This is a genomic window from Streptomyces sp. DSM 40750 (assembly GCF_024612035.1).
Lineage (GTDB): Bacteria > Actinomycetota > Actinomycetes > Streptomycetales > Streptomycetaceae > Streptomyces.
In genome coordinates this window covers 6349898-6362705 of sequence record NZ_CP102513.1, presented here as the reverse complement: position 1 = coordinate 6362705, position 12808 = coordinate 6349898, and the positions used below count along the sequence as shown (strand labels likewise).

11 protein-coding genes are annotated in these 12808 nt (G+C 71.6%); 5 read left to right on the top strand and 6 right to left on the bottom strand.

All coding sequences use genetic code 11. The features are described from left to right. The first annotated feature begins 54 nt into the window (after nt 1-54). Nucleotides 55-1065, top strand: coding sequence for a helix-turn-helix transcriptional regulator (locus tag JIX55_RS28415; protein ID WP_257566093.1), 1011 nt, complete (start codon nt 55-57; stop codon nt 1063-1065). A 23-nt stretch (nt 1066-1088) separates the two neighbouring features. Beyond that, nucleotides 1089-2093, top strand: coding sequence for a helix-turn-helix transcriptional regulator (locus tag JIX55_RS28410; protein WP_257566092.1), 1005 nt, complete (start codon nt 1089-1091; stop codon nt 2091-2093). Here JIX55_RS28410 and JIX55_RS28405 read toward each other — a convergent pair. Continuing rightward, nucleotides 2050-3150: a helix-turn-helix transcriptional regulator gene (locus JIX55_RS28405; RefSeq protein ID WP_257566091.1), complete on the bottom strand. Its 1101-nt coding sequence runs from the start codon at nt 3148-3150 to the stop codon at nt 2050-2052. The two genes, JIX55_RS28410 and JIX55_RS28405, sit on opposite strands and share 44 nt — an antisense overlap. Before the next feature lie 451 nt (nt 3151-3601). Between JIX55_RS28405 and JIX55_RS28400 the strand changes: the two genes are divergently transcribed. From JIX55_RS28400 to JIX55_RS28390, 3 genes are read left to right on the top strand one after another with little or no spacing between them, the layout of a single operon-like run. Further along, nucleotides 3602-5146, top strand: coding sequence for a circularly permuted type 2 ATP-grasp protein (locus JIX55_RS28400; RefSeq protein ID WP_257566090.1), 1545 nt, complete (start codon nt 3602-3604; stop codon nt 5144-5146). Then, nucleotides 5143-6078 carry an alpha-E domain-containing protein gene (locus JIX55_RS28395; RefSeq protein WP_257566089.1) on the top strand — a complete coding sequence of 312 codons (936 nt, stop codon included), beginning with the start codon at nt 5143-5145 and terminating at the stop codon, nt 6076-6078. Before JIX55_RS28400 ends, JIX55_RS28395 begins: the two co-directional genes overlap by 4 nt. Nucleotides 6079-6087: 9 nt before the next feature. Beyond that, complete coding sequence (locus tag JIX55_RS28390; RefSeq protein WP_257566088.1) at nt 6088-6969, top strand: transglutaminase family protein; 882 nt, start codon at nt 6088-6090, stop codon at nt 6967-6969. 78 nt (nt 6970-7047) lie between these two features. Here JIX55_RS28390 and JIX55_RS28385 read toward each other — a convergent pair whose 3' ends face one another. The 5 genes from JIX55_RS28385 to JIX55_RS28365 all read right to left on the bottom strand — a co-directional run bounded on the left by JIX55_RS28385 (nt 7048) and on the right by JIX55_RS28365 (nt 12684). Then, nucleotides 7048-7566 (bottom strand): hypothetical protein, encoded by a 519-nt coding sequence (locus JIX55_RS28385; protein WP_257566087.1) that lies wholly within the window; start codon nt 7564-7566, stop codon nt 7048-7050. Between the two features lie 87 nt (nt 7567-7653). After that, on the bottom strand, nt 7654-9213 hold the full coding sequence (locus JIX55_RS28380) for a hypothetical protein (protein ID WP_257566086.1): 1560 nt from the start codon (nt 9211-9213) through the stop codon (nt 7654-7656). A 223-nt stretch (nt 9214-9436) separates the two neighbouring features. Then, nucleotides 9437-10591: a sugar ABC transporter substrate-binding protein gene (locus JIX55_RS28375; RefSeq protein ID WP_257566085.1), complete on the bottom strand. Its 1155-nt coding sequence runs from the start codon at nt 10589-10591 to the stop codon at nt 9437-9439. Between the two features lie 495 nt (nt 10592-11086). Continuing rightward, complete coding sequence (locus JIX55_RS28370; RefSeq protein WP_257566084.1) at nt 11087-12352, bottom strand: zeta toxin family protein; 1266 nt, start codon at nt 12350-12352, stop codon at nt 11087-11089. Beyond that, a complete protein-coding gene (locus JIX55_RS28365; protein ID WP_257566083.1) occupies nt 12349-12684 on the bottom strand; it encodes a hypothetical protein in 336 nt (111 codons plus the stop codon). Before JIX55_RS28365 ends, JIX55_RS28370 begins: the two co-directional genes overlap by 4 nt. Between the last annotated feature and the right edge of the window lie 124 nt (nt 12685-12808).

The following is a 12808-nucleotide window of genomic DNA, read 5'->3' as shown; positions in this document are numbered from 1 at the left end:
CGATGGCTCATTCGGGCACGTCATGGCCACACAATCGGTGCATCATGTTCCTGCATGTTCAGGACCCTGGGGGGTGGAGATTTGGTGATGGATCGGGCGAAAGCGACACATCCCCATGCGGTGACCGAGATGTGTGAGGAGGGTGCCCGCCTTTACGCGAATGCGCTCCGTACGGGACGCATCGCCCGCGCCGAGGTGGACCCCGCTCCCTGCTTGATGGAGTTCGCCCTGCTGCATCCCGATCCGGACGATGCGGGCTGGCTACGTCCGGTACCGCCGTCGATCGCCCTTTCCCAGCGACTCAACCCGCTGGAGCGCGAGATCACCGAGCGCCGGCGCTTCTCGATCGAACTGGCCGAAGCTTTCGAGCCATTCATGACCATCAGCGCCCTGACGACGCCGACCACCCACTCGATCACCGTGCTGGAGGGCAGCGCCCGGATCAACGCGGCGCTCGACCTTGCCATCAGCCAGTGCCAGACGGAAATGCTCACGGTCCAGCCGAGCGGGCCCCGCCCCGAACGCAGCCTCCACCAAGGGCTGGAACGAGACAGGCCGTTGATCGACCGCGGCGTGCGCATACGGACCCTCTACCAGCACACGGCCCGCTACAGCCCGGAGAAGCTGGCCTATGTCTCCCACTTCGCCGACGGCAAGGTGGAGCACCGCACCATCGACGAACTGGTGGAGCGGCTGATCGTCTGCGACGAGACCGTCGCCTTCATCCCCACCCGCGACGACCGGCAGGTCGCCCTGGAGCTGCGGCACCCCGGCCTCGTCCGCTACCTGATCAAGGTCTTCGAGTTCATGTGGGACCGCGCGGTCCCACTGAGCACCGGCGCGCCCTATGAGACCGCCCCCGACGGCATCACCCACATCCAGCACTCCATAGCCAAACTCCTGGTGGAGGGCCACGTCGACGAAGCCATCGCCCGCCGACTCGGCATGAACGTCCGTACCTGCCGGGCCCACATAGCCAAGCTGGCGACGGCGTTGGGCAGCGGCAGCAGGGCCCAACTCGGCTATCTGATAGCGCAGTCGGGGATGCTGGAGCAGGAGAGCTGACTGACGGGGGAGGCGAGCCGCAGGTGACCGCCGAGGCCCACGGGCACGGAGCAGACGAACTGTGCGACGCCGGCACCGAGTTGTACGCGCGGGCGCTGCGGGAGGGGCGGATACCCGGCGAGGACGCCGCCGGAACGCCCTGCCTGATCGACGTCGGGCTGCTGCACCCGGTGGCCGGGGACGCGTACTGGCTGGAGCCGGCGGCACCGGCGACCGCCCTGCACCGGCTGCTGCGCGGCATCGAGGACCGGGTCGCCGAGGCGCGGCGCCGCGAGGAACGGCTGGCCACAGCCTTCGAGCCGCTCCTGCGGATCGCAGAACGGCGGACGGCACCAGCGGTCGCCGACACCCCCGTGATCACGATGCTCAGCGGCTTCGAGCGGATCAACGCCGCCATCACCGAGTCCATGGCCGGAGCGTCCCGGGAAGTGCTCAGCATCCAGCCGCACACCCACCACCACGGCCCGCGCGGTGAGGCCGCGCAGGCCGTCTCCCTCGACCGCGACCAGGCCGTGCTGGACCGCGGTACCCGCATCCGCACGCTCTACCCGCACACGCTGCGCCACTCGCTCCTGACCGCCGCCCGCTACGAACGGCTGCGCGGCGACGCCGAGGCCCGCACCCTGGACGAGGTCACCGACCGCCTCATCGTCATCGACCGCACGGTCGCCTTCATCCCGGCCGACACACACCCCGACCGGACCATGGCCCTGGAGATCCGCCATCCCGCGCTGATCTCCTTCTTCGCCACCACCTTCGACCGCCTCTGGCAGCTGGCCACCCCCATGTACCCCGAGGCCGTCCAGCTCCCCTCGGCCGAGGGCGTCACCCCGCGCCAGCGCGCCATCGCGCGGCTCCTCGTCGAGGGCCACACCGACACCGCCATCGCCGAACGCCTCGGGCTCAACGTCCGCACCGCCCGCGTCCACATCGCCAAGCTCGCCGCCCTGCTGGGCAGTGAGAGCCGGGCCCAACTGGGCTATCTCATCGGACGGTCGGGGATTCTGGAGCGGGAAGCGGGACCGTAGGCGCCGGTGCCGGGGAGGGGAGGGCCGGCAGGTCCTCCGGGGCGGCGGAGCGGGGCAGGTCGTCCGGGGCGGCGGAGCGGGGTGGGCCGTCGAGGCCGGCCTCGGCGATGCGGACGCCGAGCTGCGTACGGCTGGCCGCGCCGAGCCGTTCGGAGAGGCGGGCGATGTGGGCCCGGCAGGTGCGGACGCTGATGCCGAGGCGTTCGGCGACCACGGCGTCCTGGTGACCCTCCGCCAGCAGCGCGGCGATGGAGCGCTCCCGGTGGGTGATGCCCGCGATGCCGGTCGCCGGCAGGGGCGCGGCCAGCGGGATGCCCAGCCGCCAGAGCCGTTCGAACACCGTGACCAGATACTCGACCAGCGCCGGGTGGCGGATCTCCAGGGCCATGGTCCGGTCGGTGTTGGCGGGGATGAAGGCCACCGCGCGGTCGAAGACGATGAGGCGTTCCACGACCTCGTCCAGGGTGCGGGCCTCGGCCGCCTCCCCCATCAGCTCCATGTAGTTGTGCAGGCCCTGCCCGTGCCGGGCCACATGCGTGTACAGGTCCCGCATGCGCACGCCCCGGCGGCACATCGCCTGCGCCCGGTGCAGCCCCTCACGCAGCTCGTCCTCGCGCCGGATGCCGCCCGGCTGCACGGTCAGCACCTCCGTGGTGCAGCGGTCGGTGGCCTCGTCGATCGCCGCCCGGATCCGGGCCAGCCCGTCGAGCACCCGGATCGCCGTGCTCTCCGCCGGCTTCGGCGCCCGGGAACCGCCGAGCCCGGCGTACCACTCGACGGCGTCGACCGCCGCGCCCACCCGGGCCTGGCTGGCGCTGACCTCCGCGTGGACGCCGCGCAGCAGCCGGGTCATGACCTCCTGGGGGGAGGTGGGCACCAGCCAGCCCATGTCGTCGGGGTCGGGGTGCAGCAGGGCGAGTTCGACCAGGCAGGGCACGGCGTCGGCGTCCGCGCGCGGGACCCGGCCCCGCCGTACGGCTCTGGAGTACACGCGGTCCCCGGCCGCGCAGAGCCGGTCGGCGCCGTGCGGATGCTCCTCGGTCGCGTGCCCGGCCATCACCCATTCACCCCCGGTTCCAGCCTCTTCGGAGCGCAACTATGCGCGGCCCGCACCGGCTCCGCAACACGGCTCCGCCATGTTTATGCCCCGATAACATCCCTTGCGCCCGCCTATCTCCACCCCTCAGGCAGTGCGCTCTGCAACAAGCTGAAAACGGTGACCGGAGCGCCGCGCACGGCCCCGGCGGGTTCCCCTCGCCCGGCCGTGGAAACCGAGGGGAGGCCGGCCGTCCGCCCGGCCGTGGAAACGGAGGGGAGGCCGGCCGTCCGTCCGGCCGGGGATCCCGGAGTACGGTTGCCCGCCTGCCGCGAAGTGTGCGGACGGCGCCCGGCCTCCCCCGCCCGGCCGTACTTCAAACCCTCCGTTTCCGCAGGTCGTGGCCGCCCCCGCAAGCTGGCGGAAATACGATGGTGACCGGGCTGTTACGCACCGCACTTACCGTCGGGCCATGGCGGACATATTTGACGCGTACGCGTTGGCCGACGCGTGGGACGAGATGTTTGAGCGGCCGGGTGAGGTCAGGACCGCCTATGAGCCGGTACTGGCCGCCCTGCAGCCCATCGAACCGGCCGAACTGAGGTTCAGGGCGGACCAGATGGCCCGGGCGTTCACGGACCGGGGCGTGACGTACGCCTTCGCGGGCGAGGAGAGACCATGGCCGCTGGACCTGGTCCCCCGCATCCTGGACGCCCTGGAGTGGGACCTCATCCAGCGCGGGGTCACCCAGCGCGTACGGGCCCTCGAGGCGTATCTCGCGGACGCGTACGGGCCGTGCCGGGCCTTCGAGGACGGGGTCGTGCCCTGGCGGCTGCTCCTCAACTCCGCCCACTTCCACCGGGCCGCCCACGGGGTGGAACCTCCCGGCGGGGTCCGCATCCATGTCGCCGGCATCGACCTCGTACGGGACGAGGCGGGCGACTTCCGGGTGCTGGAGGACAACGTCCGGGTGCCGTCCGGGGTCTCGTACGTCATCGAGAACCGGCGCGCGATGACCCGCGTCTTCCCCTCCCTCTTCGCCGAACAGCCCGTCGTACCCGTCGACGGCTACGCGCAGAAGCTGCTCGCCGCGCTCAGGGCCGCCGCGCCCGGCGGCATCGGCGACCCCCGCGTCGTCGTCCTCACCCCCGGCCCCAGCAACGCCGCCTACTTCGAACACGCCCTGCTGGCCCGGCTGATGGGCGTGCAGCTGGTCGAGGGCCACGACCTCGTCTGCCGCGGCAACCGGGTGTGGATGCGCACCACACGCGGGGAGATGCCCGTCCACGTCGTATACCGACGGCTCGACGACGACTTCCTCGATCCCCTCCACTTCCGCCCCGACTCGGTAATCGGCTGCCCGGGCATCATGGGCGCCGCGATGGCGGGGAACGTCACGCTGGCGAACGCCGTGGGCAACGGCATCGCGGACGACAAGCTCCTCTACACCTACGTGCCGGATCTCATCCGCTACTACCTCGGTGAGGAACCGATTCTCCCGAATGTGGAGTCCTTCCGGCCGGACGAACCGGGGCAGTTGGAGGCGGTCCTCGACCAGATCGACCAGCTGGTGATCAAACCGGTCGACGGGGCCGGCGGCCAGGGCATCGTCATCGGGCCGAAGGCGGACCGCCAGACGCTGGAGCGGACCCGGGAGGCCGTGATGGCCGATCCGCGCGGGTGGATCGCCCAGCGGCCGGTGGCCCTGTCCACCTCCCCCACCCTCGCGGGCGAACGCATGGCCCCGCGCCACATCGACCTGCGGCCCTTCGCCGTGAACGACGGCGACGAGGTGTGGGTGCTCCCCGGCGGGCTGACCCGCGTCGCCCTCCAGGAGGGCAACCTCATCGTCAACTCCAGCCAGGGCGGCGGCTCCAAGGACACCTGGGTCCTCGCCGAGGGACCCGCCGAGCAGCGGTACGAGGAGGCCGGCGGACCCCTGTTGGAGAAGGCGCCGCGCCAGCTCGGACCCGACGGCGCCCGAACCGTCGTGCAGGAAGGGGCGCAACAGCAATGAACGACGTGATCCTCTCCCGGATAGCCGAGGCCCTGACCTGGACGGGACGGTACGTGGAGCGGGCCGACGCCACCGGCCGCATCCTCGACGCCTACCTCCACCGCCTCCTCGAAGACCCCTGGCGCGACGAGGACGCCGCCTGCCGCTCGCTGTACGCGATCCTCGGCGTGGACGCGCCCGACCAGCACTGCGACATGCAGCAGGTGCTGGACCGGCTGGCCTTCGACGCCCGCTCGACGGGGTCGATCGAGGGCGCGCTCGGGGCGGCCCGCCTCAACGCCCGCAGCGCCCGCGAGGCCGTCTCCTCCGAGATGTGGGAGTGCCTGAACTCCACCTGGCACGCGCTCGCCGACCAGCGGACGGCCGCGCGCCGGACGGGCGGCCCGTACGCGTATCTGGAACTGGTACGCCGTCGCGCCGCCCTCTTCTTCGGGCTCGCCGACTCGACGATGAGCCGCGACGACAGCTGGCGTTTCGTGGTCCTGGGCCGCAGCCTGGAGCGGGTGGACATGACCGTACGGCTGCTGTCGGTCCGGGTGCTGGACGCGGCGCACGCGCCCGACTGGCCGACCCTGCTGAGCGCGAGCGGCGCCGACGAGGCGTACGCGCGGGTGCACGGCGGCTTCGGCGACAGCCCCAAGGTCGCCGAGTTCCTGCTCCTGGACCGGGACTTCCCGCGCTCGGCGCTGCACGCCCTGACCACGGCGGAGGAGTGCCTGGCGGCGCTCGGCCGCCCCCGCCAGGACCCGGCCCGCCGCCCGATCGGCGCCCTGCGCACCCACCTCGAATACCTCCACTCCGAGTCCCTGGAGGCCGGACTGCCCACGCTGCTGCGGGACCTGCAACAGGCGTGCATGGCCTCGGCGGAGGCGGTGGCCGAGAAGTTCTTCCCGTACCAAGGTCCCGTCGAATGGGCCCAGGAAGGCGCGTGAGCGTTCCCGATGACACCTCCACCCCCACCCCCGACCCCCGTCACGAGGGCGACCCGGCGCCTGCGCATCCGGCACACCACCCGCGTCTCGTACGCCCAGCCCGCGGCCTCCTCCCACAACGAGGTCCGCATGACCCCGCTGACGCTCCCGGGCCAGACGACCCTGGACGCCCGGGTGCTGGTGAACCCCTCGACGCCCACCTGGTCGTACTGGGACTACTGGGGCACCCAGGTCACCGGTTTCGACCTCATCGAACCCCACTCCGACCTGACGATCACCGCGACCAGCCTGGTGGAGACGGCCCCGCCCGAGCCGCTGCCGGACGCACCCGCCTGGGCGGAGGTCACCGCGGCGACCGCCGGCTCCCGCCTCATCGAATACCTGACCGCGACCAGCCGTACGACGCTCCCGGCCGAACTGCTCGACCGGGCCCGGGAGGTGGCCGCCGGGCTCGACGTCCACGGGACGGCCGTCGCGGTGTCGTCGATGGTCGCCGACCACGTCTCGTATGTGCCGGGCGCGACCGGTGTGCACACCAGCGCGGCCGAGGCATGGGAGCAGGGCGCCGGCGTCTGCCAGGACATCGCCCACCTCACCCTCGGCATGCTGCGAGGCCTGGGCCTGCCCACCCGTTACATCTCCGGCTACCTCCACCCGGAACGCGAGGCCGAACTCCACCGGCCCGTCCCCGGCCAGAGCCATGCCTGGATCGAGTACTGGGCGGGCGACTGGACCGGCTACGACCCCACCAACCGGGTTCCCGCCGACGAGTCCCACGTCGTCGTCGGCCGCGGCCGCGACTACGACGACGTGACCCCGCACAAGGGCATCTACCGGGGGGTGGCCGGGGGCCCGCCGGAGGTGACGATCGAGTTCACGCGGGTCGCGTGAGGGGGATGGGGTCAAGGGTGAACGGGGTGGCGTGAACTGGTCGGGACCGCACCGCCGTCGCGGTGCGGTCCCGCCGCCTCACTCCCGCACGTAGTTCGTCAGCACACAGCCCGCCTCGGCCTCGACGCGCTTGTACTGCTGCGGGGTCTGCATGCCCGGCTCGCAGTCGAGGAGCATCAGGCCGTTGTCGAGGAGGCTGCGCACCGCCGATTCGCGGTCCACGTCGAGGGCGAAGTTCATCCCGACCAGCAGCGGGCTCTCACCGGACTCGCCGCTCGCGGCCACGTCCTTCTGGAACTGCTTCATGTTGGTGATGTGCAGGAAGTCGATGTCGCTGTCCTCGTCGAGGTCGCACTCACCGCCGCCGTCGACGGCACCGCTCACCTGGGCCTGGATCACCGACATCTCGTCGTCGTCGAAGTAGTCCGGGTCCACACAGCTGAGGTTCTCGTTCAGGTAGGCGGCCACGCCCTCGGTGTTCGCGGCCGCGGGCAGCGACTCCCCGTCGTCACCGCAGGCGGTGAGGGTCAGGGCCAGCAGCAGGGCGCAGGCGGACGCGGACGCGGTGAGGGGGAAGGAAGACGTGCGGGTACGCAAGGAAGGTCCTTCGGGGATCTGAGTGAACGGAAAGGGATGGGGAGGGGAGGGCCGGGTGGGGAGGGCCGGGTGGGGAGGGGGTGGCGGTCAGGAGGCCGGGGGGAAGGCGAAGAAGCCGACCGCGGTGGAGACATGGCCGTAGCCGGTGGGCTCGTCGACGGTGGGGACGTGGTCGACGGGGAGGTCTTTGGCGAGGACCTCACGGGTGCGGGGGTCGACGGCGAGACCGGTCTGGGCGTCGCCTTCCCTGCCCGCCAGGCCGTAGAGGACCGAGCCGTCCGCCGTGAACCGCAACGGGTCCAGCGGGGTCTCGCCCGAGCCGTCCTCCTGGGCCCACAGCTCCTCGCCGTCCGGGAGCCGCCACACCCTCGTACCGGTGTACTGGTACGTCACGAGGGGAACGTCCTCGGCGGCGAGGTCACCGGAGGGGGCGAACAGGACGGACTCGGTGGCCTCGTACGACTCGGTGAGGGCGCCCGTCCTCAGGTCGTACCAGGCGTGGATCCAGGCGTCGCCGTCCGAGGGGAGGGTCGCCTTCCAGGCGACGAGGACCTTGCCGTCCGTGACGCGGAGCAGTGACAGCTCCTCGGCCTCCGGCATGGGCTTGGGGCTCGCGTCGTCGTCGTTGTCGTAGACCTTCACGCCGGGCGGGATCTCCGCGTCGGCACTGCTCCAGACCTGCTTGCCGGTGGCGAGGTCGTGGAGGGTGATCCGCGTCATGTCGTACCCGCGGATGTCGGGGTCCTCGAAGCCGACGTAGTGGCCACCGAGGACGGGCGGCGCGACGGCCCTGCGCTGGCCGGTGCTCATCAGACCGGTCTTGGGGTCGTACTCGCACGTCGCGTCATCCCCGGCGCAGGAGACCGTGCGAGCGGTGCCGCCGTCGACCGGTGTGAGGCGGACGGTGCGGTCGACGGCCTCGACGCGGTACCCCTCGGTCAGCGCGCCCGCGTAGTACAGCCCCCGGTCCGGGGTACGAGGCAGCGGGGTCTCACCCAGCTCGCGGCCCCCGGCGTCGTAGAGGGCGGCCGTCGATGTGGTCTTCGCCGCCGTCAGCCCGTCGGACCCGGTGGTCCCGGTCGTGCCGACGGCGACCGCCCGAGCGCCGTCGTGCCAGGTGGTGAGGGTGACCGAGTCGGTCGTCGCCTTCAGCGACCTGCGGACCTCGCCGGTCTTCGCGTCACGGAACTCCAGCGTCAGGGGCTGCGGCGCCTCGGAGATGTGCAGGACCCGGTTCGGATCCCTGACCTCGCCGTAGTCCGGCCCCGTCGACTCCCACTTGTTGGGGTGGCTGAAGACATCGGAATCGTCGAAGTCCCCGAGATACGCCCCGCTCGCGTCCCTGGCGAACAGCAGGGTCCCGCCCAGGTCCAGTACGCCCGGCCCCGCGTCCCCGCCCGCGGCGGGGAGGCTCCACGCGGGCTTCGCGGCGAAACCGGGCAGCCGGGGCCCGTCGTACGCGACGGCGCTCCCGGTGCCGCCGCCGGGCCCGGCGCTCTTCTCGGCGTCGCCCTTGTCGTCGCCGTCGTCCGAGCCGCCGCTGCATCCGGTGAGCAGCACGAGCGAGAGCGCCAGCGCCGTTCCCGTGAGTCGCGCGGCGGCGGTGCGCGCACGCGACGTCCTTCTGTCCCCGTTGGTCTGAGGCATCCGACAGTCGTCCCCCGTGATCACGACATGACAAACCGTCACCCTAGACCATGGGGCGGACCGCACGGTGAGCCAGGTGTGACGCTCAGGCGGTCCTGCACAGGATCTGCGCGACCCCCCGGCAGGGGAACCGTCCGGCAGGGGGAAACCGCCCGGCAGGGGAAACCACCCGGCAGGGGCACGTGGTGTCCTGCCGGGCCGAGCGTCGGGGGGCGACCGGGAGTTAGTTCAGCTTGGCCGCGGCGCAGTCGGCCTTGAAGGCGGACGTGCAGATCTGCTTGACGGTGTAGATGCCGTCCGCGACGACCGTCTCCTTGATGTTGGCCTTGGTGAGCGCGACCGGGGGCACCAGCTGGGCGGGGATGTTCTTGGTGGTCGGGGAGTCGATGCTGTCCTTGGCGAGGGCGTCGAACTCGATGGAACGGCCCTGGACCTTGGCGACGGCCATCTCGGCGGCGGCGCTCGCCTGCGTCGGGAACGACTTGTAGACGGTCATGTACTGGTCGCCCGAGAGGATCCGCTGCACGGCCTCCAGGTCGGCGTCCTGCCCGGTGACCGGCGGCACCTTGGCGACACCGGCGGTCTTCAGCACGTCGATGACGGCACCGGCGATACCGTCGTTGGCGGCGTAGACGGCGTCGATGTTGTCGACGCCGAGCTTGTCGACGACCTTCTCCATGTTCGCCTTGGCGACGACCGGGTCCCAGTCCTTGGTGTCGTACGTCTCGGTGATCGTCACCTTGTCCTGCAGCTCGGAGAGCGCGCCGTCCTTGAACATGGCGGCGTTCGGGTCGGTCGGGGACCCGTTCATCATGACGATCTTGTTGGCGGCGCTGTCACCCAGCTCCTCCACCAGCGAGCGGCCCTGCACCTGCCCGACGAGCTCGTTGTCGAAGGAGACATAGCCGTCGATCGGGCCCTGCGCCAGCCGGTCATAGGCGATGACGGGGATGCCGGCGTCGTCCGCCGTCTGCACGGCGGGCTTGATGGCCTTGGCGTCCACGGCGTCGACGATGATGATGTCGACCTTGTCCTCGACCATCTGCTCCATCTGGCTGTTCTGTGTCTCCGGGTCCTTCTCCGCGTTGGCGTACTTGGTCACGCCCTTGTTGTCGGTGAGCTCGGCGATCTTCTTCTTGATGCTCGGGTAGTCGAACTGCTCGTACCGCTTGGTGTCCTTGTCAGGGAACAGCACGCCCACCGTGATGTCGTCGCCCTTCGTGGGGCTCGCCTCGGCGCTGTCGCCGACGTCCACGACCCCGCAGGCGGCGAGGGAGACGGCCGCGGCCGAGGCGGCGAGGGCGATGGCGGTGCGGCGGAGAGCGGTGCGACGACGTATACGACTGCCGGAGTTGTTGCTGGTGGTACGGGCGTTCACATCAAGGGCCTTCCGGGCGTGGGTACAGCACTGCGACCCAGGTGGCTGAAAGCCAACGCGGTGATCACCTCAGCGTCAAGGAGTAACCACTTAACGAGATGACAACAGCCTTGTGTGGTCTCGGTGTGAAGAGGGTAAAGCAAGAGGCCCCCCGTGTCGTCGCTCGACCTTCACGTGACACGGGCCGACGGCTACCGCCGGGTACCCCCCGGGGGCCAAGGGCGGTCGTACGGCCGGGCCTTGGGCACAAAGGTCGTTCCCGCCATCGGCGTTGGGGGGTATTGCGTACGTGAGGGCAGGTCAGCGCGGTGACGAGGCTCGCCTGGGCGGGCGCGGGCCCGACGTCGGCGGCCGGGATGTCCACCGCCCCCGGCGGCCCGGAGCCCCTCGTCGGCCGGCGGAGGGACTCGCCGGTGGGTGGTGGACCTCACTAGTGGAACGGGGGGCGGCCCGCTTCTTACCTGGGGCCGGTGGTGAGGCCCAGGTGCCGGTCGCCTATCTGCCGCGCCCCCCGCTGGGGCCGGGACCGCTCGGCCCCTGCTGTGGCGTCGGACGGGCGGGGCCGGGGCGTGGACCCTCGCCGGGGGCCTGCGGGGTGGTGGCGGGCCCGCCGGGGCGGGGGGTACTGCGGGAGCGGGCGGCGGCGGCCGAGGGGGACGGAGACGACGGGGGCGACGAGGGCGACGAGGGCGACGAGGGCGACGAGGAAGAGGGTGGGGACGCGGACGGGGACGCAGAGGAGGGGGAGGGCGACGCGGACGCGGACGTAGACGAGGGGGACGGAGACGCGGACGCGGACGGGGACGCAGACGAGGGGGACGGAGACGCGGACGCGGACGGCGAGGGCGACGGCGATGTGGGCGTCAGCTGTGCCGCGGCGTTCGGGGTCAGCAGGGGGCGGGCCTGGTCCTCGATGCGGGTGAGTCTGCCCGGCCACTCGGGGCCGAGTTCCCGGGCGGTCTCGCGCAGCCGCAGCTGGGTGGTGACGAAGGAGTCGCTCTCGGCTGCCGTCCACGGTCGCTCGCGCTCGGCGGCGAGGGCCTGGCGCAGCCCCGGCGGGCCGGTCCAGTTGCCCGTGTCGTCGAGGGAGTTGCCGTAGCGGGGCTTGCTCTCGCCGCGCCGGTAGACGCTCGCGAGGTCGGCGAGTGCGCCCCGGTCGACGCGGTCGGCGAGTTCGAGGATGCCGGCGTAGGACTCGTCGGCGTTGGACTGCACGGTCAGCCGGCCCTGGCCCCGGTCGGCGAGCTGCTCGAAGTACCGGTTGACGATGCCCTGGTTGCTCATCGCCTGCGGCACCCCCATGAACAGGGCCTCGACGCGTGCGCCGGAGTCCCGGTAGGCCCGCATCTTCTCCTCCACGGCCGGCGCGTTCTGCGAGGTCTCCTGGATGATCGCGTGCAGTCCGTGCTCGCGGACGTACGCCTCCGCCTGGGCCATCCAGGCCCGCCCGTCGGCCCGGGTGTACGCGGCCATCAGGGTGTCGTCCTGGGCCATCAGCCGGGCGTACTCGGGGTGGTAGGGCTTGTAGAGGTCGCTGTCGACGTCGACGAATCCGCCGTGCCGGTTCAGCGCGCCGGCCACCATCTCGGTGACCCTGCTCTTGCCCGCGCCGGGCTGGCCGACCAGGAACACCACGGTCGGCGTCTCCTGCCCGACGCGGCCCGCCAGGAGGTCGGGGACGATGCGCTCACGGAAGATCCGCCGGTTCTCGGCGTCGGACAGCCGGTGCCGCTCCACCTCGGCGGGGTCGATCACGTTCACGTGAGGCCCGCCAGGACCTCACGCGCGAGGTCGGCGTAGCGCGAGCGGGCCTCGGCGATCTGCTCCCGGTCGGCCGAGCGCAGCCGCTCACGCTCCTTCGCCAGCCGCCCCTGCGCGGCGCGCGCGGCCTCGATGACGGCGGGGTCGGGGGCGTCCTTGGCCTCCTCCGCGGCGATCAGCGCGCTGTACGCCCCGACCGCCCCGTTGACGGCCTCGACCGCCGCCTCGTACGCCGCGGTCTCCTCGTTCGACCAGTCGTGCGGCTCCAGGTCGTGGGTCACGGAGATGCCCTTGTTCCCTGGGGTGCCCGAGGGGGTGTCCCGTGCGGTCATGTGTTCCTCCGGTGTCCCGGTGTCCAGTGGTCATTGTGGGGGACGACGGACGAGGGGAGCCGGGTTCCCGGGAACTGTGAACCCGGGAACTCGGGAAACCGGGAACTCGGGACTCGGGAACTCG

Excerpts from the sequence above, each read along its gene's own strand:
- JIX55_RS28395 (WP_257566089.1), top strand. The coding sequence starts at position 5,143 with ATGAACGACGTGATCCTCTCCCGGATAGCCGAGGCCCTGACCTGGACG.
- JIX55_RS28405 (WP_257566091.1), bottom strand. The coding sequence starts at position 3,150 with ATGGCCGGGCACGCGACCGAGGAGCATCCGCACGGCGCCGACCGGCTC.
- JIX55_RS28400 (WP_257566090.1), top strand. The coding sequence starts at position 3,602 with ATGGCGGACATATTTGACGCGTACGCGTTGGCCGACGCGTGGGACGAG.
- JIX55_RS28415 (WP_257566093.1), top strand. The coding sequence starts at position 55 with ATGTTCAGGACCCTGGGGGGTGGAGATTTGGTGATGGATCGGGCGAAA.
- JIX55_RS28365 (WP_257566083.1), bottom strand. The coding sequence starts at position 12,684 with ATGACCGCACGGGACACCCCCTCGGGCACCCCAGGGAACAAGGGCATC.
- JIX55_RS28390 (WP_257566088.1), top strand. The coding sequence starts at position 6,088 with ATGACACCTCCACCCCCACCCCCGACCCCCGTCACGAGGGCGACCCGG.
- JIX55_RS28380 (WP_257566086.1), bottom strand. The coding sequence starts at position 9,213 with ATGCCTCAGACCAACGGGGACAGAAGGACGTCGCGTGCGCGCACCGCC.